This is a genomic window from Halococcus qingdaonensis, assembly GCF_024508235.1.
In the GTDB taxonomy this organism is placed as follows: domain Archaea; phylum Halobacteriota; class Halobacteria; order Halobacteriales; family Halococcaceae; genus Halococcus; species Halococcus qingdaonensis.
In genome coordinates this window covers 1,969,084-1,988,053 of sequence record NZ_CP101943.1, presented here as the reverse complement: position 1 = coordinate 1,988,053, position 18,970 = coordinate 1,969,084, and the positions used below count along the sequence as shown (strand labels likewise).

The 18,970-nt window shown below is 66.4% G+C and carries 25 protein-coding genes; 8 read left to right on the top strand and 17 right to left on the bottom strand.

Translation table 11 applies throughout. The features are described 5' to 3' along the window. The first annotated feature begins 147 nt into the window (after nt 1–147). The gene (locus tag NO363_RS10265; RefSeq protein WP_256684882.1) at nt 148–618 is read left to right on the top strand and encodes a DUF7384 family protein; all 471 of its coding nucleotides are present in this window, start codon (nt 148–150) and stop codon (nt 616–618) included. A 1-nt stretch (nt 619) separates the two neighbouring features. Here NO363_RS10265 and NO363_RS10260 read toward each other — a convergent pair whose 3' ends face one another. From NO363_RS10260 to NO363_RS10200, 13 genes are all read right to left on the bottom strand, one after another. After that, nucleotides 620–1,078, bottom strand: a complete 459-nt coding sequence (locus tag NO363_RS10260) for a GNAT family N-acetyltransferase (protein WP_256684881.1) — start codon at nt 1,076–1,078, stop codon at nt 620–622. Nucleotides 1,079–1,439: 361 nt separating this feature from the next. Then, complete coding sequence (locus NO363_RS10255) at nt 1,440–2,072, bottom strand: non-canonical purine NTP pyrophosphatase (protein WP_256684879.1); 633 nt, start codon at nt 2,070–2,072, stop codon at nt 1,440–1,442. A gap of 45 nt (nt 2,073–2,117) precedes the next feature. Next, on the bottom strand, nt 2,118–2,393 hold the full coding sequence (locus NO363_RS10250) for a DUF5808 domain-containing protein (protein WP_256684877.1): 276 nt from the start codon (nt 2,391–2,393) through the stop codon (nt 2,118–2,120). A gap of 32 nt (nt 2,394–2,425) precedes the next feature. Then, complete coding sequence (locus NO363_RS10245; protein ID WP_370525555.1) at nt 2,426–4,030, bottom strand: bifunctional N(6)-L-threonylcarbamoyladenine synthase/serine/threonine protein kinase; 1,605 nt, start codon at nt 4,028–4,030, stop codon at nt 2,426–2,428. Between the two features lie 57 nt (nt 4,031–4,087). Further along, entirely contained in the window at nt 4,088–4,222 is a 135-nt protein-coding gene (locus NO363_RS10240) for a 30S ribosomal protein S27ae (protein WP_007739492.1), read from the bottom strand. Beyond that, nucleotides 4,222–4,545, bottom strand: a complete 324-nt coding sequence (locus tag NO363_RS10235) for a 30S ribosomal protein S24e (protein WP_256684873.1) — start codon at nt 4,543–4,545, stop codon at nt 4,222–4,224. Before NO363_RS10235 ends, NO363_RS10240 begins: the two co-directional genes overlap by 1 nt. Nucleotides 4,546–4,628: 83 nt before the next feature. Then, nucleotides 4,629–5,129: an NUDIX hydrolase gene (locus tag NO363_RS10230; protein WP_256684872.1), complete on the bottom strand. Its 501-nt coding sequence runs from the start codon at nt 5,127–5,129 to the stop codon at nt 4,629–4,631. Between the two features lie 153 nt (nt 5,130–5,282). Further along, complete coding sequence (locus tag NO363_RS10225) at nt 5,283–5,756, bottom strand: hypothetical protein (RefSeq protein ID WP_256684869.1); 474 nt, start codon at nt 5,754–5,756, stop codon at nt 5,283–5,285. Nucleotides 5,757–5,828: 72 nt separating this feature from the next. After that, nucleotides 5,829–6,398 carry a GTP-dependent dephospho-CoA kinase family protein gene (locus tag NO363_RS10220; RefSeq protein ID WP_256684867.1) on the bottom strand — a complete coding sequence of 190 codons (570 nt, stop codon included), beginning with the start codon at nt 6,396–6,398 and terminating at the stop codon, nt 5,829–5,831. 1 nt (nt 6,399) lies between these two features. Further along, the gene (spt4, locus tag NO363_RS10215; protein ID WP_049997674.1) at nt 6,400–6,597 is read right to left on the bottom strand and encodes a transcription elongation factor subunit Spt4; all 198 of its coding nucleotides are present in this window, start codon (nt 6,595–6,597) and stop codon (nt 6,400–6,402) included. A gap of 2 nt (nt 6,598–6,599) precedes the next feature. Then, the gene (locus NO363_RS10210; RefSeq protein WP_004051246.1) at nt 6,600–7,175 is read right to left on the bottom strand and encodes a DNA-directed RNA polymerase; all 576 of its coding nucleotides are present in this window, start codon (nt 7,173–7,175) and stop codon (nt 6,600–6,602) included. Next, on the bottom strand, nt 7,175–7,555 hold the full coding sequence (locus NO363_RS10205; protein ID WP_256684863.1) for a type II toxin-antitoxin system VapC family toxin: 381 nt from the start codon (nt 7,553–7,555) through the stop codon (nt 7,175–7,177). The genes NO363_RS10210 and NO363_RS10205 overlap by 1 nt, the downstream gene beginning before the upstream one ends. Continuing rightward, nucleotides 7,552–8,796, bottom strand: coding sequence for a translation initiation factor IF-2 subunit gamma (locus tag NO363_RS10200; RefSeq protein WP_256684861.1), 1,245 nt, complete (start codon nt 8,794–8,796; stop codon nt 7,552–7,554). The genes NO363_RS10205 and NO363_RS10200 overlap by 4 nt, the downstream gene beginning before the upstream one ends. 138 nt (nt 8,797–8,934) lie before the next feature. Here NO363_RS10200 and NO363_RS10195 point away from each other — a divergent pair, with 138 nt between their 5' ends. The 6 genes from NO363_RS10195 to NO363_RS10170 all read left to right on the top strand — a co-directional run bounded on the left by NO363_RS10195 (nt 8,935) and on the right by NO363_RS10170 (nt 14,761). Beyond that, nucleotides 8,935–9,465, top strand: coding sequence for a hypothetical protein (locus NO363_RS10195; protein ID WP_256684860.1), 531 nt, complete (start codon nt 8,935–8,937; stop codon nt 9,463–9,465). 100 nt (nt 9,466–9,565) lie between these two features. After that, complete coding sequence (locus tag NO363_RS10190; protein WP_256684859.1) at nt 9,566–10,507, top strand: ferritin-like domain-containing protein; 942 nt, start codon at nt 9,566–9,568, stop codon at nt 10,505–10,507. Nucleotides 10,508–10,606: 99 nt separating this feature from the next. Beyond that, a complete protein-coding gene (locus NO363_RS10185; protein ID WP_256684858.1) occupies nt 10,607–11,290 on the top strand; it encodes a haloacid dehalogenase type II in 684 nt (227 codons plus the stop codon). Between the two features lie 47 nt (nt 11,291–11,337). Then, entirely contained in the window at nt 11,338–12,303 is a 966-nt protein-coding gene (locus NO363_RS10180) for a DUF5787 family protein (protein WP_256684856.1), read from the top strand. Between the two features lie 126 nt (nt 12,304–12,429). Further along, nucleotides 12,430–14,115, top strand: coding sequence for a thermosome subunit alpha (gene thsA, locus NO363_RS10175; RefSeq protein WP_256684853.1), 1,686 nt, complete (start codon nt 12,430–12,432; stop codon nt 14,113–14,115). Between the two features lie 307 nt (nt 14,116–14,422). Next, nucleotides 14,423–14,761, top strand: a complete 339-nt coding sequence (locus NO363_RS10170; protein WP_256684851.1) for a DUF5658 family protein — start codon at nt 14,423–14,425, stop codon at nt 14,759–14,761. Here NO363_RS10170 and lrp read toward each other — a convergent pair. Next, a complete protein-coding gene (lrp, locus tag NO363_RS10165) occupies nt 14,758–15,213 on the bottom strand; it encodes an HTH-type transcriptional regulator Lrp (protein ID WP_256684849.1) in 456 nt (151 codons plus the stop codon). The genes NO363_RS10170 and lrp overlap by 4 nt on opposite strands. 125 nt (nt 15,214–15,338) lie before the next feature. On the opposite strand from lrp, the gene glnA reads away from it, so the two are divergent. Continuing rightward, nucleotides 15,339–16,709, top strand: a complete 1,371-nt coding sequence (glnA, locus tag NO363_RS10160; RefSeq protein ID WP_256684847.1) for a type I glutamate--ammonia ligase — start codon at nt 15,339–15,341, stop codon at nt 16,707–16,709. Here glnA and NO363_RS10155 read toward each other — a convergent pair. Genes NO363_RS10155 through NO363_RS10145 form a run of 3 tightly spaced genes read right to left on the bottom strand, consistent with a single transcriptional unit; the run spans nt 16,691 to nt 18,924 of the window. Then, nucleotides 16,691–17,602, bottom strand: coding sequence for a phosphatase PAP2 family protein (locus NO363_RS10155; protein WP_256684846.1), 912 nt, complete (start codon nt 17,600–17,602; stop codon nt 16,691–16,693). The two genes, glnA and NO363_RS10155, sit on opposite strands and share 19 nt — an antisense overlap. Next, on the bottom strand, nt 17,603–18,067 hold the full coding sequence (locus tag NO363_RS10150; protein ID WP_256684845.1) for a cytosine permease: 465 nt from the start codon (nt 18,065–18,067) through the stop codon (nt 17,603–17,605). Then, nucleotides 18,064–18,924 (bottom strand): YihY/virulence factor BrkB family protein, encoded by an 861-nt coding sequence (locus tag NO363_RS10145; RefSeq protein ID WP_256684844.1) that lies wholly within the window; start codon nt 18,922–18,924, stop codon nt 18,064–18,066. The genes NO363_RS10150 and NO363_RS10145 overlap by 4 nt, the downstream gene beginning before the upstream one ends. Between the last annotated feature and the right edge of the window lie 46 nt (nt 18,925–18,970).

Here is an 18,970-nt window from a genome sequence, read left to right as displayed (position 1 = left end):
CAAGCCGTTTTGTCGACGGCGACCGGAGTTCTCCCATGCCCGACTCTTCATGGGTGGAACTGTTCGAGCGCGCCAGCGAACACGACGTGACGATCGATGCCATCCAGAGCACGCTCGTCGAGCAGCGGACGAACGGGGAGCGCAGCGATGGATGAACCTGATCCGGCGCGCGTCGTCGCCGACGCCGACGTGCTCGCGGCCGACCTCCTCGTTGATGGCGACGCCCGCAATGCCCTGGATCTCGTGCGCGCGCATTCCTGGGTCTCGCTCGTCGCGAGCGATCCGCTGCTCGCCGACGCACACGCCGTCATCGCGCAACTCGCCGACCCTTCTCTCGCCGACAACTGGCGTGAGCGCATCGACGATCTCCGTGTGTGTATCGACCACCCGTCAGAGGATCACCCGGCGCTCGCCTCGGCGGCAGCGGGTGACGCCGCCCACCTGCTCTCGTTCGACGAGTCGCTCCGCACGGCCGAGACCGGCGTCCGCATCCGCGAGCACGTCGCCACGAGCGTCAAACATCCCGCCGGGTTCTGCGGACTGTTCGATCCCGAAGCGCTCTACCCCACCATCGTCGGCGGCGACTACCCCGGTCCGGATCGCGACCCGCGCGCGTGAGTTACAGCTCTTTTTCGATCTCGACGACCGCCAGTCCGCCCGGGCTTTCGCCCCCACCGACTCGCTCGTAGCCTGCTCGCTCGTAGAACTCGACGGCGTTCAGCGACGACTGGAGGGCGAGTCCGGTGCAGCCGTGACCGCGGGCATACCCCTCTAACTCGGCGAGCAGCGCACTTCCGACGCCGCGGCGTGCGCGGTCCGGATGGACGTAGACGGCGTGAACCTCCTCCACATCGAGAACGAGGTGGCCGAAGCCGGCGACCGCACCCTCTCTGACGGCAACGGTGAAATGCTCGCCAGCGGCGTCGACCGTATAGTCCGCCGGCGAGCGCTCGTCGGCTCCAGCCCACTCGTCCACCTGTTCTGCAGCGTAGCCGTCGGGACCGAATGCCTCGACGGCAGCCGTGTGGAGCTCCGCCAGCGCGGTGCGGTCCGTTCGGGTTGCGGGGCGAACGTACACATCCCCGATCTGCACCCGTAGACGGTCAAACGGAACGGTCGTGCAGATTCGATCTGCACGATACATCGACACACCCCCCAAGCCAGTGGCGCGCGGGAGCGGAGCGGCGTGAGCGCAGCGAGCGCCGTCCGAAGCGACTCGCGCGAGGGATGACTGAGCGAACGAAGTGAGCGAAGGAATCGGTTGGGGAGGGTGTGGCGTGCGGTTCTCGTTTTCGTCAGGACTCGTCGTCTCGCACGGTGGCTGTTCTGCTGTCGCCGCCAGTCAGCAATCCAGCTTTTCCTCCATTCGAGGGATTACTCGCTTCGCTCACGGATCGTTCTCTGCTCACGGGCGGAGCCCGTTCGCTCTCCGGCGGCCCTCACTCCGTTCGTGCCGCCCGTCGCTCGTGATACCACTCGCCGAATTTCGCCAGCGCGCGCCCGCGATGGGAAATGGCGTTCTTCTCATCGACGGCCATCTCGGCCATCGTCGATCCCTCGTGCTCGAAGATCGGATCGTAGCCGAACCCGCCCTCGCTGCGCGGCGGGACGATCCGCCCGCGAACGGTGCCCGAAAAGAGCTTCACGGGCAGTCCGGAGTCGCTTTCGTCGTTCCCATCACCCGCAGCAGCGAGCGCGCGGTCGTCTCGATCGACCGGGTCGGGGCTCGCCGCGAACTCCTTGCCGTCGCAGTAGGCGAGCACACAGCGGAAGGCCGCCCGTCGGTTTTCCTCGTCGGCGACGAGTCGCTGGACGCGTTCGATGCCGAGGGTATCCTCGACGTACGAGGAGTAGGGGCCGGGAAAGCCACCCAGTGCATCGACGAACAGCCCGGCGTCGTCAACGAGGATCGGTGCGTCAGCCTCGCGATAGGCCTCGCGCGCGCCGTGGGCCGCGATCGCGCCGAGCTCGTCGCTCTGGATCTCGGTGTAGTCGAAGTCGAACTGCTCGCAGGCCATGTAGTCGCGAGCCTCGCGGACCTTTCCCTCGTTGGTCGTCACGTATTGGAGCATGGCCGCTCTCGGCGAGTCGCGGAAAAGTAGCCGTCGGTCCGGTTCTCAGTCGACGATGACTTCGACCGGCTCTTCCTCCTCGTCCCCGTAGCTCTCGTCCTCGCCACGGTTCTCCTGGACGAGCAGTGCGGCCACGACCGCGAGTGCGACCCACGACCGCCAGTTGGCGAGGTTGAGGGTGTAGCCGACGCCGAACGGCTTCTTCACCAGCATCTCCTCGTCAGGCTGCCAGTATGCCGACAGCATCCGCCCGAGGCTCGGTCGCTCGAAGTTGTACGGGACGCCGAATATCTCGCCGGACGGTGGTCGTTCGTCTGCCATGCGTCCCGCTACGACCGCCCCCGTTAAGTGATTTACTGGTAGCGCCCGCGCCCCTCGATCGCGCGAAGGCGCTCTCGCACGTCGTTGTCACCCACTTCAGCGTACGCCGCCTCGAACGCCTCACGGAGCGCTTCGGGATCGGCCGCCGTGCCCGCGAGCGACTGCTCGAAGACGTGGCAGTCCATCGCATGGTCTTCGACGTCGTCGGTGTAGTGACCGAGCCCGAAATCGATGAGGTAGGTTCGGTCGTCTCCCGACCCGCTAACGCGGACATTGCGCGTCGTCGGATCACCGTGGGCGATGCCCGCCCCGTGCAGCGTCGCGAGATGGTCGGCGACGTCGCGTACGCGAGCCATCCCTTCCTTCGAGTCGAGCACCGCCCGGAAATCGCTCTCGCCGACGTACTCGACGGTCAGCTGCGTTTCTGCCGTGTCGACGTCCAGGACGAGCGGCGTCGGCACCCCCTGCCGGCGCGCATCGCTCGTGAGGCGCGCTTCGAGCACGACGCGCTCGCGGCGCAGTCGCTCGTCGAGCGTCGGGTGGCGATACGACTTCGGCAGACGGCGCTTTCGCACGCGCTCGCCGTCGATCTCGACCAGCGCTTCGGCCCCCTGCAACGTGTCCTCGGTCGGGCGTTCGCTCCACTGTGTCTCCGTTTCTTCGCGCCACGTCACGGGCACCTGATCGGGGCGGAACCCAGAATCGACCCGCGAGTCCGCGACCGCGATGGTGTCGCCCGCCGCCACCATCTTCGCGCCGAGCACGGCGATCATGCCCGCGTTGTCGCGCAGAAAGCGTGCTTCGGGCGCGAAGAAATCGACGCCGCGAGCCTCGCACATCTCGCCGAGCATCGCCTGCAGTCGCTGGTTCTGCCCGACCCCGCCCCCGAGGACGAGCTCGGTGCTCGACGTCAGCGAGAGCGCGCGCTCGGCCACTTCGGCGAGCATCGCGAACGTCGTCTCCTGCAAGGAGAAACAGACGTCCTCGATCCGCGTCCCGCCATCGACGGCCTCCTTGGCGGCGCTCATGATGCCCGAAAACGAGAAGTCCATCCCGGTGACGACGTAGGGGAGTTCCGCGTACTCGCCGTCGCGGGCGGCGCGCTCGATCTTCGGCCCGCCGGGATGCGACCAGTCGACGTGGCGGGTGAACTTGTCGAGCGCGTTGCCGATCCCGGTATCCATCGTCTCGCCGAGCACGCGATAGCGGTCGTTTCGAAAGGCCAGGACGTGGGCGTTCGCGCCGCTGGCGTTCAGACAGACGGGTGCATCGAAGCCCGAGCGATGCCGGCCGATCTCGGCGTGGGCGAGCATGTGGTTCACGCCGACGAGCGGCACGTCGAGCGAGAGCGCGAGCGCGCGGGCGGCCGTCCCCGCGATGCGCAGACACGGGCCGAGACCGGGCCCGCGCGAGAAGGCGACGGCGTCGATCGAATCGGCTTCGCCGAGAATCTCCTCGACGACCACCGGGATCGCCTCGCGCATGTGCTCGGCCGCCTCGCGCGGGTGAAGGCCGCCGCTGTCGGGCTGATAGGCGTCGGAACTGATCGACACGTCGTCGGTCTCGGTGTCGTAGAGCGCCGCGCTCGCCGCCCACGCGGTGCCCTCGATGCCGAGGACGCGCAGTCGCTCGCTCACGGCTTCGTCGCCGGTCGCGCTTTCACGATGCGGTTCGCCTCGGGTCGGGCCATCGCCTCAGTTCCACTCGGTGTAGCCACAGCGCCCGCAGTGCACACGGTCGTCGTGGGCGGCGAGGAAGGCGTCGCCACAGCGGGGACACTGCTCACGGTCGGTCGAGCCGTCCTCGTCGTAGAGCTCGTGGCGGGCCATCAGGCTTCCTCCGCCTCGGCGCTCGCCTCGTCGTCTTCCTCGTCGACGCCGATCTTGTTGCGTTCGAGCATGTAGGTCTGCTCGACCTCGCGGGCGTCGTCGGCCGAGTCGTAGACTTTCGCGTAGCCGAGCGTCGTGCGCATCCCGAACGCCGTGTCGAGCTCGTGAATGACGACCTCGCCGGCGTCCTTGTTGAGTCGCGCGGCGAGACTGTCGCGAACGGAGAGCCGCGACGGCGTCTCCTCGTCGTGAGTAAGTTCGAAGCGCACGTCGGTCCGATGGAGCATGGGGTTCTCCTCCTCTCGGGTGATCTCGATGTCCATGTTGGTCAACAGTCCTCCTGTCGCAGCCAAAAGGATTTCGAGTCACGGAGCCGAACGGCAGGTTCGTTTCGTCGTCTCGCATTTCAGTCCACGAACAGTCGAATGTCGTTCAGCACGTCGTTGTCCGGCTCGTCCGGCAGGTCGATCGTCGCGGTGTCGCGCCACGTTGGAACCCACTCCTGGCCTGCCTCTGCTGGGATATCGCCATCTCCCTCGGGCGACGCAGCGACGACGACGTCGTAGCCCGTCGTCTCTTCGTCCGCCTCGGATCGGTAGGTGTGGTGGCGCACTCGGCGCATATCGTCGACGGTGACTGCAACACCGGTCGAATCCGCGACCGTCGCCCGCGTGGTCGCTACCCACCTGTCCGCCGGAGCCACCCTCCCGTAGGGCAGCGTCGGATACGGTGCGTCCTCGTGTTCCAGGAGGAGCAGCCGTCCGTCCGCGTCGGTGACGCCCACGATTGCCAGTCCCGCAATGGATTCGTACAGCTCGAAATGGCTCTGGTGTGTCTCGGGAGCCATCTCGCAGAACTCGATGTCGTCGCGCTCGCGCAGGGTCCCGGGATCGGTGAGTTCGTCCATGATGCGTACCGCTCGTTTTCGTCGTTCACTACTCCGCTCGACACGACGATCGAGCCGTTGTCACCACTACCGCCAACACACACCAATCTATCGATCGAACTGCCATTTAATAATGGTTTGTCATGTGGGGACAACTGCTCCGATACGCCCTCGCTATCCGCGGTCCGCTGGAATACCGATCCCGTTTCGATCGAGCATCCCTGTAACCCACCCTGCGACCACGAACGAGAGCAGCCCGGTCACACTGGCGATGAGAACCGGCGTCAACTGTGAGGGGCCGACGGGCACCAGTAGTGCGAACGAAAACGCCAGCAGTCCTGCCACGATGAGCGCGCCAGCCACTCCGCGTCGCCAGTTGGGGACCTCGTCGTCCGTCCACGCACGGAGGAAATGGCCGAAGCCACCGCTGACCACGCCCAACCCGATCAGATACGCGTAAAACAGTACGTCGTAATTCGAGCCTGCGGATCCGAGCGTCGCTTCGAGCATATCGAAGCCCACGATGAGGAAGTAGCCGGGGATTTGAACGGGTTGAAACTCGACGAACGCCAGCCCGTACAGCCCGACGACGACCGCCGTCGCGACCACGACGTCACGGACGAACGAAACGGACCGACGACGGTTCATACAACCAATAGTTCGACGGTGAACAAAACGATTTCCCCGATCGGATGTGCTCGTGGTCGCTCGAACGCTCCGTCAGAATCCGCCGAGCGCGTCTCGCACTCGCTGGTCGTCGCCGTCCATCTCCGCGAGCAGTTCGCGCGCCCGCATCCGTGCCTCGTCATCGACCGGGACGTGGACCATTCCCTCGCCGGGTTGGCCGTAGACGACGCTCGCGCCGTCGGGGGCGACCGCGAGCACGGGGACGGTCGCCAGGTCCTCCTCGCCGTCGACGACGATGACCGTCTTCTCGCCCCGCTCGATACCGGGGCCGAGCGCGCGTAGGAGGGCTGCCGAGAGTCCTGCTGCCGGGTTCTCGACGTCGATGCGCTCGCCGTAGCCCGTGATATCCGGTTTTTCGCTCTCGGGCAAGGTTTCGCGCTCGGTCACCCAGTCCACGATTGCGAGATCCGGGCGCACGCCGGTCCGGGTGAGATGGCGGGTGACGACATCGCCGACCGTTATTACTGGGTCGCCGAGGTCGGGACGGAGACGGCTCGCGTCGGTGTGGATCGGACCGAGGGGGTCTTTGAACGCGCCGCGGAGCTCGTCGGGCAGCGTGAGCAACACGTCGGGATCGTCCGATCCGCCCTCGCCGCCGGCCACGCTAACGCACCTTCAGCGCGTAACGCCCGGGCTCGGTGACCTGCATCTCGCTGGCGATCTCGCTCGTTTCCGGGTGGGCGATGACCACGTAGCCCGCCCAGTCCTCGGTCAGGCTCGACGATCCGCAGGCCGGACAGGTCTGCTGGTCGGGCGAGTCGAGCACGCGATGGCATTCGCGACAGACGCGTCTGGTCGCCATGCTCACTCACCCGCCGCCGCGGGTTCGCGCTCCTCGCGGAGCCATCCGTGCTTGCCCAATCCCACCTGTTTCGCCGTGAGACCGATCTTCGAGTCCCGAGGGTTGCGCTCGTCGATGCTCTTGGTGACGATGCGTGCCCGCACGGAATCACCGACGCCGAGGGTCTGGTCCGACTCGCGCGAGGCGAGCATCTGGCCGTCCTCGTCGTAGGCGAGATACTCGTCGCTGATCTGTGAGACGTGGAGTAGGCCGTCGATCGGACCGATGCCGACGAACGCGCCGAAGTTGACGATTTCGACGACCTCGCCGTCGATGACCTCCTGCATCTGCGGGTCGAAGGTGACGGCGTCGAACTCCGCCTCGTAGTAGACCGACCCCTCGTGGTCGCGCCGGCCGGGCGGCACGCGCCCGTCGCCGATGTCGTGGACCTCGGTGACGCTGACGATGCTGCCGACCTCCTCGTCTAAGCGCCCTTCGAGCTTGTCCTGCAACAGTCGTTTCACCATCCCCGCGGAGACGTCCGCGAGCAGCTGTGGCGGTACCTCTACCGTATCCGTAAGTCTAACTCGTTTGTACATTATGGCTCCGTGATCGCTAGCGTGTTTCGTCCGCGCAGTCCGATGACCGGCACACCCCGTTCGAGAACGCGCTCGCGCAGCGGGCGGTCGTTCGTACAGACCAGTTCGCAGCGCTCGCCGGCGAGTTCGACGCAGGCGTCGTCGGCCTCGGTCGCCTCGTGTTCGATCGGTCGACAGCGCTCGCTCAGGTCGTGTCCGACGCTTGCCGCGACGGCCTCCTCGCCGTGGTTCCCCGAAAGCGCGTCGAGTTCGTCGAGCACTGCTCGCGGCACGAGCGGTTCGGGCGTGGTGAGCAGCCGATCGAGTTCCTCGAAGACGCGGACGTCGCATTCGACGGGCATCATCAGCGCGTTCGTGTCCATGAGCACCCTCTCGTTCATTCGGTCAGCGTGCCGACGCCGATGAGTCGCCAGCGCGCTCCGACCCGGCGGTTGATGGCGATGTTCGCGCCGGCGGCCGCACACACCGGCCGCTTGAGCGCGACCTCACACTCGTCGTCGCGCGCGCTCGTGACCGAGCCGACCGTCGTGGCGGTCCCCACGGTCAGCATCAGCGGCTCGCCGGTCGAGACGGGTTCGACGTCCGTGCTCTCCCCGTCGTCGCTGCTGGCGACGATCCGATCGAGCAACGAGACCTCCATCGTGAACGCCTCGCGCGTCGGCGGGAGCGAGCCCGGCGGGCCTGCGATCTGCCCGGCGAGCCCGTCACCCTTCGTCAGACTCGGATCGAGCCCGGTGCCGACGCCGAGCAAGCCGCCTGGTGTCACGCTCTCGGCGGACTCGTCGCCGGCCTGCAGCGAGCGCACGTCGGTCGTGATCGGCTGCCACTCCGTCTGGCCACCGTGTTCGACCTCGCGACCCGGGCGGAGCTCGATCTCCTCGTCGGCGGTGAGTTCGCCGGCGACGAGACTGCCGCCGAGCACGCCGCCGAGCAGCTCGTCGGCGCGCGTTCCCGGACGATTGATGTCGAAACTCCGGGCGACGTGCAGCCGTGCGGCGGCGTCCGGATCGCGCTCGGGCGTCGGGATCTCCTCTTCGATCGCCTGGATCAGCAGGTCGAGGTTGACCTCCTGGCCGGCGCTCACGGGGACGACGGGTGCGTCTTCGGCAACCGTTCCCGAGACGAACTCCTGGATCTCTTCGTAGTTCGTGCGCGCGCGATCGTTGTCGACGAGATCGACCTTGTTCTGGGCGATGACGATGTTGTCGATGCCGATGCTATCGAGCGCCATCAGATGTTCCTGGGTCTGGGCCTGTGGCACGGTTTCGGTCGCACTCACGACGAGCACCGCGCCGTCCATGATCGACGCGCCCGAGAGCATCGTCGCCATCAGCGTCTCGTGGCCCGGTGCGTCGACGAACGACACAGTTCTGAGGGGCTCGCTCTCGCTGCCGTCCGGACACTCCTCGTCGACAGTGTATCGTTCGGGTGCGTCCATCCCGGGACACTCTCTAAATGTGGCGTCGGCGTAGCCGAGCCGGATGGAGATGCCGCGCTTCATCTCCTCGGAGTGCTGGTCGGTCCACGAGCCGCTCAACGCCTGCACGAGCGTCGTCTTCCCGTGGTCGACGTGGCCGACCAGCCCGATGTTCACCTCCGGTTGTTGGTGGTTCCGTGTCATCTCGAAAGTAATAGGGCAACTATGCCCCGAGTCGTTCATAAACCTGCTGTTCCATATATCACGGCCGCCGTTCGAGGCCGAATGGACCATCCATCACCGGGGAAACGGTTATGTTTCGTGCTCCGTAACCGTAATTTCATGTCGGACCCGTCGGGCCGCGAGCGGGCGATGGCTGCTCTCGGAACGCTGTCGAACGTCCTCGCGCCGCTGCTCGTGCTCGCGGTGTTCGCCCTCGCCGCGATCGCCGTCGCGGTGTTCGTCTTCGATCCGCTCATGTTTCAGGCCGCGGCCGGCTCGCCGGGCAACGTCGTCGCCGACGAGGCAAGCGTCTTCGAGTCGACGACCACTGCCGCCGGCTGTACGCCCAACGCGAGCAACAACGCCTCCATCGAGGGCTACCGCCTGCTCGGCGCGCGCCATCTGGAGATCACCGGCAACGTGAGCCTGCCGGACGCCGCCAATGTGCTCACCGAACCGACCATCAGCAGGCGTTCGCCCGGAACGTTCGTCCTCTCGATCGATCACCGGGCGACCGACGCCGCCAACCGGAGCTGTCGCGGGCTGGCGCGCTACACCGCGAAAGTCCAACTGCCCTACGGCGTGACCGACTACGAGTTCGTCGTCCGCCACGGCACGAACCGTACCCTCCGGGTCATCGAGCGCTCCTGACGACTGTCCATCGACTCGGCACGAATTTGGGTCCGAATCAGGGAAATACTAATACGTGTTATCAATCTGAATAGTGGTGTGCGAAAGCACGGGGCATACCATGACCGATGACGCCACCACCGACACGGGTCGTACAGTACGAGACGACGAGGAGTTCGATCGTAACGAAACCGCCACGACCGACGGCAAGAGCGGTCCACTCGGCCGCATCGGCGACGAACTCCGCTCGCGGCGGAACTTCCTCTCGAACACCGCGAAAGTCGGGGCCGGTGCCGCCGCCCTCGGTGCGCTCGGCAGCGGCACCGCGGCGGCTGCCCACGGCGAACAGCCCTACTCCGACTCGGACTACGAGGACGCCAACGAGTTCGGCTACGGCGCGCTCACCGACGTTCAAATTGTGAAGTTCGCGCTGATCCTCGAACGGCTCGAAGCCACGTTCTACACCGAGGCGGTCGGCACCGCGCCGGTCGGCAAGATGGGGACGGAGGGCAACGGTAACGGCGGTCAGCTCGGCGAGCACGACATCGAACGCTCGGACATCGCCGCGCAGTTCGCCAACCCCTCCCGACGCTACTCCACCTTCCAGCGCTTCCAGCAGATCCGCGACCACGAGCAGGCTCACGTCGAGGCGCTCGAAGGTGTGCTCAAAGAGGTCGGCAGCAATCCGGACTTCGCCAGTGACCTCGAGTTCGAGTTCCCCTACGAGGGCACCGTCGAGTTCGTCGGCCTCGCGCAGGCGCTCGAAGACACCGGTGCCGGAGCCTACACCGGCGCTGCACCGACGGTCGACACCGAGGAGTATCTCGCGGCGGCCGCACAGATCCACGGCGTCGAGAACCGCCACGCGAGCTACCTTCGGGTGCTCAACAGTCCGTTTCCGGCCGGCTCGGGCGCTCGCAACCCGTTCCCCGAGGCGTTCCAGCCGCGACTGAGCGTCCAGGAGGTCGTCGACCGCGCCGCGCCGTTCATCAAGGGCGTCGACAGCCTCGATCAGGTCACGGAACTGCTCGGTGGCTACGCGAAGGACGTCACTGACGACTGATCCGCCGGGGCCATCGCTGGCCGCTCGATCGACCCGCTGACGCCCGCTCACCACTTTTTCGCTGCAAGCGTTGAAGAGCCACCATCGACTGGCTCGTGTATGGCCCTCGATCCTGATCAGGTCACAACTGTGACTTTCGATTCGTACAGTACGCTCGTCGACGTCGAGAGCGTCGAGCGCGCGCTCGCCGAGCACGTCGCGAACCCGGAACCGGTGTCGACGCTCTGGCGCGAGCGCTCGCTGGCGTACACGTTCGTCGCCGGCGATCTCGACGCATACCAGCCCTTCTATGAGATCCTGCGCGACGCGCTGTCGGCCGCACTCGCCGCCCACGATATCGATCTCACCGAGGACGAACGCGAGGCGATCCTCGAAACGTACCACGACCTCGATGTGTTCGACGACGTACGCAACGGCATCGAGCGGCTCAACGACGGCGGCTACGACTGCTACGTGGTCTCGAACGGGAACCCGGAGATGCTCGATTCGATGATCGAGAGCGCCGCCATCGGCGATCTCGTCGCGGACACGGTGAGCGCCGACGAGATTCGCACGTTCAAGCCCGACGCCTCGCTCTACCGCCACGCGGCCGAGCGCACTGACACGCCGATCGACGAGATTGCTCACGTCTCGGCGGGCTGGTTCGACATCCAAGGAGCAGAACACGCTGGCATGCAGGGTGTCTGGATCGATCGCGACGATCAACCGTGGGAGCCGTTCGGCGGCGATCCGGCCCTCACGATCGAGGGCATTCACGATCTCGCCGCGGAGCTCGGGGTCTGAACTGCAGCGAGCGCGACGTTTTTGCCCCGTCCGCCGTTAGTCACACCGTGCGCGAGTTCGCGTTCGAGCTAGCGCTGTGTGCCCGTCTCGAAGCCGACGTCGAGGGGATCGTGAGCCGCCAGCTCGGCACGAGCCTCAACGGCAACCGGGTGATGGATATCGTCCACGTCGAACCCGGCCCCGATTTCGACGCACGGGCGCGACTCACCCCGCACGAGATCCCCGACACCGCGATCGAGAGCGCCGTCGGCGTCGGCACGGCGCGCTACTGGAAGGATAGTTTCGACTGCCATCCTGAGCGGGCACGAACCGCGACCGACCGGGCGATCGAGATCGATTTCTTCGAGCGCGAGCGCCGCGGCGGGCGCGAATACGTTCGCCAGACGGCGCGCTATCCCGACGACTGGTTCGGGAAGTTGGTGGGTATCGAGAACAAACCCGATCTCGGTCGTCCGGGTGCTCTCGAAGCCCAGCTCCGGCGGGACGTGAGCCTCGGACTGCTCGACGAAGTGATCCTTGCGACCGCCTCGCACGTGACCGGCGCGCACCTCCACCGGATCCCCGACGAGGTGGGCGTCTGGCGGTTCGATCCCGATCGGGGAACTCGGGAGGTGCTGCGCGAACCGACGCCGCTCTCACCGTCCGCACACGGCATCGACATCGGCGATCGCCGACCGACGAGAACGACGATAGATCCGGTGAAACCAGCCGAAAAGGCACGGGCACGCCGCTGCATCGCCGAGCGTGCCTACGGGAAGGGCTGGCGCATCGACGACTTTCCGCACTGCGCAAAGGTGGCGGACGGCGAATACTCGGGCGCGCGTGGGATACCGTACTGTGAGTGGAAGGGACGGTTCGTCCATCCGGCGGCCGAGTGTGGCGTCGAGTGTGCCGGTCACGAACCCGCGGCCCCACCCGATGTCGATGTCGACGCGGAACGCGAGCGGCGCTCGTCGTGGGTGGCCGATCCCGATGGACGCCAGCGCCGACAGGCGGGACTCGATCGGTTTTAGTATATAAGGGCCGTCTGCGGTGCGATAGCACACCGTCGAACCGGCGGACGTGAGCGAACACGCTGGCCAATACCGATGCTTTTATGTAGAACTCCAATCAATCGGTAGGTGACTATGGCTCAGCAGATGGGTAACCAGCCCCTCATCGTACTCTCGGACGATTCACAGCGGACGTCCGGCAAGGACGCACAGTCGATGAACATCACGGCGGGTCAGGCGGTCGCCGAAGCGGTTCGGACGACGCTCGGCCCGAAAGGGATGGACAAGATGCTCGTCTCCGACGCGGGCGACGTCGTCGTCACGAACGACGGGGTCACCATCCTGAAGGAGATGGACATCGAGCACCCGGCGGCGAACATGATCGTCGAAGTCGCCGAGACACAGGAGGACGAGGTCGGCGACGGCACCACGACGGCCGTCGTCGAGGCCGGCGAGCTCCTCGAAAAGGCCGAGGATCTCCTCGATCAGGACATCCACGCGACCACGCTCGCACAGGGCTACCGCGAGGCCGCCGAGGAAGCCAAGAACATCCTCGAAGAGACCGCCATCGACGTCGACGAGTCGGACACTGACACCCTCGAACAGATCGCCGCGACGGCGATGACGGGCAAGGGTGCCGAGAACTCCCGTGACCTGCTCGCCGAGCTCGTCGTCAGCGCCGTGACCGCCATCAGCGACGACGAGGGTATCGACACCGACAACATCCAGGTCGAGAAGGCCGTCGGCGGCAGCGTCGACGAGTCCGAACTCGTCGAGGGCGTCATCGTGGACAAAGAGCGCGTCCACGACAACATGCCCTACTTCAAGGAGGACGCGAACGTCGCGCTGCTCGACTCCGCCCTCGAGGTCAAGGAGACCGAGATCGACGCCGAGGTCAACGTCACCGACCCCGACCAGCTCCAGGAGTTCATGGACCAGGAGGAGGAGCAGCTCGAGGAGATGGTCGACCAGCTCGTTGCCGTCGGCGCTGACGTGGTCTTCTGTCAGGACGGCATCGACGACATGGCACAGCACTACCTCGCCCAGGAAGGCATCCTCGCCGTCCGCCGCGCGAAATCGAGCGACATCAACCGTCTCGCCCGTTCGACCGGCGCACACGTCGTCTCGAACCTCGACGACATCGAGGAGTCCGACCTCGGCTACGCCGGGAGCGTCGCCGAGCGCAACATCGCGGGCGATCAGCGCATCTTCGTCGAGGACGTCGAGGACGCAAAAGCCGTGACGCTCATCCTCCGCGGCGGCACCGAGCACGTCGTCGACGAGATCGAGCGCGCCATCGAGGACTCGCTCGGCGTCGTGCGCGTCACGCTCGAAGACGGCAAGGTCCTACCCGGCGGCGGCGCACCCGAGACCGAGCTCTCGCTCGGCCTGCGTGACTACGCCGACTCCGTCGGCGGCCGCGAGCAGCTCGCCGTCGAGTCGTTCGCCGACGCGATCGACGTCATCCCGCGCACGCTCGCCGAGAACGCCGGGCTCGACCCGATCGACTCGCTCGTCGAACTCCGCAGTCAGCACGACGGCGGTAACACCACGACGGGTCTCGACGCCTACACCGGCGACGTCGTCGACATGGAAGAGGACGGCGTCGTCGAACCGCTCCGCGTCAAAACGCAGGCCATCGAGTCGGCCACCGAGGCCGCCGTGATGATCCTCCGCATCGACGACGTCATCGCGGCCGGCGATCTCAAGGGCGGCCAGACCGACGACGGCGACGACGGCGGTCCGCCCGCTGGCGGCCCCGGCGGCGCACCCGGCGGCATGGGCGGCATGGGCGGAATGGGCGGCATGGGCGGTATGGGCGGCATGATGTAACCCCACTTTTTGCATCACTCGCGGCCTACCGGCCGCTCGTTCGCAAAAACTTGGGGAAAAACCGCAAACCGCACCGCGACCGCAAACTGCACCGTGGCCGCAACCGCACCACGACCGCACCTGCACCGCAGAAGCCCTCGGCGCGCTCCGCGCGCCTCGCCCTTCATCCGCCAGGGCTGCGGTGTTCACCGGTCTCCGGTCGTGTCGCAACTGCGACCGCACCGTAACCACTCGGCGACCGACGCCGAGGTCGATTTTTCAGTGACTAGCCAGCGACGATTTACTGTTGTAATGCATTGGGACAGCCATGAGCCACCGTTTTCGTTGCGAGCGGCCGGCGTACGCCGAGCTGGTGATCGCGGTGGTCGTCGTCTGGGGCGTCTGTGACGGGCTCTCGACGCTGTTGGCCGCGGAGTTCGCGGGCGCGCATCTGGAGGCGAACCCGTTCATCAGATCGCTGTTGTCGATGCCGGCGCTCGCGTTCGCCGTGCAGCTCGGCGGCGCGATCGCAGCGGGTGCGATCGCGCTCGCCGGCGAGCGATTCATCAGAACCGTCCCTGGCTGGCGTGTCTGGTTCGCCGTCCTCATCGGTGGTGGGATCGGCGTGACGGGACTGAACCTGCTGGTCGCGTTTGCGGTCGTCTAATCAGTATCGAGCTCGAACTGTTCGTGTTCGCTCACGGTGTTGAGAACGATGTTCGTGTTCGACTCGTTGATGTCCGGATCGGTGAGCAGGGTTTTGATGCGATCGTTCATCTCGTCGGTGTCCCGGAACTTGCCGATGGCGACGACGTCGTGATCGCCGGTCACCTCGTAGACCGAGAGCATCTGGTCGTGCTCGCGGAGGCGCTCGGTGATGTCGGGCAGCGAACTCCCTTCGACTTTGAGCTGGAGGATCGCCGTCACGTCGTAACCGAGGCCGGCGTAGTCGACGACCGGCACGTAGCCCCGGATCACGCCGTCGTCTTCGAGATTCGAGAGGTGGTTCGACACCGTCGTGACCGAGACGTCGAGCTCGTCGGCCAGACTCCGCAGGCTCGCCCGCCCGTCGTCGAGCAGCGCGTTCACCAGCTCCGTGTCGAGGTTCTCGTAGGTCATTGCAGCGCGTTTCGCGGCCGGGGAGTAAAACTTTACGAACATCCAGTTTTCCCCGCGTAATCAATATTTGCGACGAACAGTAGGGCTTTTGTCTCCGGTGGTATCCTACTGAGTAGGCACAAACGATGACAAACGGAACACCGAACTCTGACGGCCTCTCCGCGGCCGCCAGGCGCGTTCTCGAAGAGATCGACGAACAGAACGTCGACTTCCTCAGGCTCCAGTTCACGGACATCCTCGGCACCGTCAAGAACGTCTCGATCCCCGCCACGCAGGCCGAGAAGGCCTTCGCCGAGGGAATCTACTTCGACGGTTCGAGCATCGAGGGCTACGTCAGGATCCAGGAATCGGACATGCGGCTCACGCCCGACCCGTCGACGTTCGCCGTCCTCCCGTGGCGCGACCACGACGACGGCACCGCGAGCGCGCGGCTCATCTGCGACGTGATGAACACCTCGACCGGCGAACCGTTCGTCGGCGACCCGCGCGGCGTGCTCAAGGGCGCGATCGACCGCGCCGCCGAGATGGGTTATGACATCAACGCCGCACCGGAACCCGAGTTCTTCCTGTTCGAACAGGCCGAGGACGGCAGCGCCACCACCGTGACGAACGACGCGGGCGGCTACTTCGATCTCGCCCCGAAGGACCTCGCGAGCGACGTGCGCCGCGACATCATCTACGGGTTGGAGGAGATGGGCTTCGATATCGAGGCTTCCCACCACGAGGTCGCCGCGGGCCAACACGAGATCAACTTCACCTACGACGACGCGCTCACGACCGCCGACAACGTCGCCACCTTCCGGGCCGTGGTGCGTGCCATCGCGGCCGAACACGATCTACACGCGACCTTCATGCCCAAACCGATCGCGCGCGTCAACGGCTCGGGCATGCACACGCACCTCTCGCTCTTCTCGGGCGGCGAGAACGCCTTCCACGATCCCGACGACGAGTTCGATCTGAGCGGGACGGCCAAACAGTTCCTCGCTGGGATCCTGGAGCACGCGCCGGCAATCACGGCGGTCTGCAACCCCACGGTCAACAGCTACAAACGGCTCGTGCCGGGCTACGAGGCACCGGTCTACATCGCGTGGTCGGACCGCAACCGCTCCTCGCTCATTCGCAAACCCGCCGCGCGCACGCCCGCGGCCTCGCGGGTCGAACTCCGCTCGCCGGACCCCTCCTGTAACCCGTATCTCGCGCTCGCGGTGATGATCCACGCCGGTCTCGAAGGCATCGAGCGCGGTCTCGCGGTTCCGGATCCGGTGCGCGAGAACATCTACGAGTTCGACGCCGAACGCCGCGCCGAACACGGGATCGAGACGCTGCCGACGACGCTTTCACAGTCGCTCGACGCGCTCGAAGCCGATTCGGTCGTCACCGACGCGCTCGGCGAGCACGTCACCGAGAAGTTCCTCGAAGCCAAGCGCTCCGAGGTGATGGACTACCGCGTGTCGGTCAGCGAGTGGGAGAAGGAGCGCTATCTGGAAACGTTCTGAGTCGCGCCGTCACCCTTTCTCCGCCGACCGAGCCGTTCACCGAGAACCGGCATCGCGACGACGCCCGCACCGACGACCATGCCGGCGAGCGCCATGATCACTACGCCGACGTCGAGCAGGTAGACCGCCACGAAGCCGCCGCCGAGGACGAGTATTCCGAGAACGCCGGTGCCGAGCCCCATCGAACCGCTGCTCGCCAGTCGATCACCAAGGACTTCCCAGGCTGCGAGCGCGCCCGCGGTCGCTCCGAGCGCCAGCGCGCCGTCGGCGCTTACCGTCCCGAGCAGCGCCACCACGGCGATGGCCGCGGCGATCCAGAACGCTCGTCGTGCCCGTCCGCGGGCGAGCGCCAGGATGGCCCCGAGATACGCCAGCCCGAGTGCGACGCCGGCGAGCACGTCGACGAGGTAGTGGACGCCGAGCACGAGTCGCGCGAGACAGACGACGGCGACGATCGTTCCGGCGACGAGCGCGCGGCGGGTGCGCGTCCCGACGTCGAGAACGGCGGCGAGCCCGCCCCAGACGACCGTCGCGGTGAGCGCGTGGCCGCTCGGGAAGCCGTAGCCCGTCGCAGTCGCCGCGTTGGTGTAGATCGCGTGGAGGAATCCGGGCACGTGCTCGATCGCCGTGGCTTCGCCGGCCAGCGGTGGTCGTGCCAGCGCGAAGAACTGTTTCGCCACGACAATGAGCGAGAGCCCGCCGAACGCGAGCGCGATCAGCAACGCCCCGCGTTCGCGCGGGAGCGAGAGCGGCGGCCGCTCGCCGAACCAGTAGACGAGTGTGAGCAATCCGAGAACGAACCAGACGTCGGCGAGCTGCGTGAGAACGGCGAACACGAGTCTGAACGCGTCGGGGAGCGCGTCGAGCGCCTCGGTGACCCCGAGGCCGCGCATCTACGAGCGAAAGTCCCGGATCCGATCGGTGAGCCGTCCCGGCGCGCCGAGCGCCGCGCCGGCGAGCCCGACGAGCACCATCAGGACGTAGAGGCCGAGCGTCGAGAGCCAGACGACGAGCATCGCGAGGATCGCCCAGCCCCCGTCGAGATAAGCGAACGCACCGATCGTCATGGCGGTGCCGTAGAGAAGCACGAGATAGGGGCCCCAGCCGCGCGCGTGACCGCGGCGCTGGCGCTTGCGGACGTACTGCTTCAGATCACTTTTGAGCGTGTCGCGCTTGATGATGCGTTCTTCGACCTCGTCGGCGAACGCGACGACGTCCTCGCGCAACGCCTCGACGTCGTCGAGGGTCGCGTTCCGGTCGTCGCTCTCGCGATCGTGGTCGGTCTCGCGCACCGCCTCGCTCACCGTCGACTCTTCGTCCGTCGCTTCGTCGTGGTCGGATTCAGTGTCCTCGTTCATGGTCTGCCTCCGGCTTTCAGCCGCGCCGCCAACCCCTCGTCGCTCGGTTCGTCCGCCCCACCGATCCGCCCGGCGAGAACCGCGTTCAACACCACGCCGAGCAGCAGTATCATCCCGGCGAAATACAGCAGCGTGACGAGCAACAGCACCGCGCCGATCACTCCGTAGGCCTCGTAGCTACCGGCGTTGGCGGCGTAGAACCGGAAGCCGATCTGGAGAACTGTCCAGCCGACGGCGGTGAACAGTGCGCCCGGGAGCGCCTCGCGCACGGTCACGCCGCCGCCCGGCAGGAAGTAGTAGAGCGGTAACAGCGTGAGCGCGAGGCCGAGCAGCGTCGCCAGCGTGCCGGCGAGGCTGACCGCCGAGATGCCCGCGATTGTCACGTCGACCGGCGAGAGCGAGACGATCGCCCCGACGCCGACGGTGATGGCGATGCCGAGCACGACCGCGACGAGCGTGATAAGACCGTTTTTCAGCTGTGTCGCGAGATCCGGCGAATCACGCCCGTAGGCCCGCGAAAAGGCGGTATCGAGCCCGCGAAACACCTTGAGCGCGCTCCAGAGCAAGGCGAGTACGGAGACGATGGTCGCACCGCCGGCCCCGCTCCGATTGCTGATGGCATCGCTCACGAGTCCCTGTCCGCTCGGCGAGAGCGCGCCACCCGCCGCCTGTGCGATGCGGTCGGCCATCGCGTCCCCGCCGGCGAACGACACGGCGACGAGCAACAGCAACACGAGCGGGATCAGCGAGACGAACGCGTAGTACGCGAGGCTCGCGGCGAGGAACGTGATCTCCTTGTCCCGCACTTCGCCGACGAACGTCCGACCGAAGGAGGTCACGCGCGCGCTGGTACTCACGACCGCGCATTCGACCGACGGGTACATAAATCGGCGGGAAGCAGTC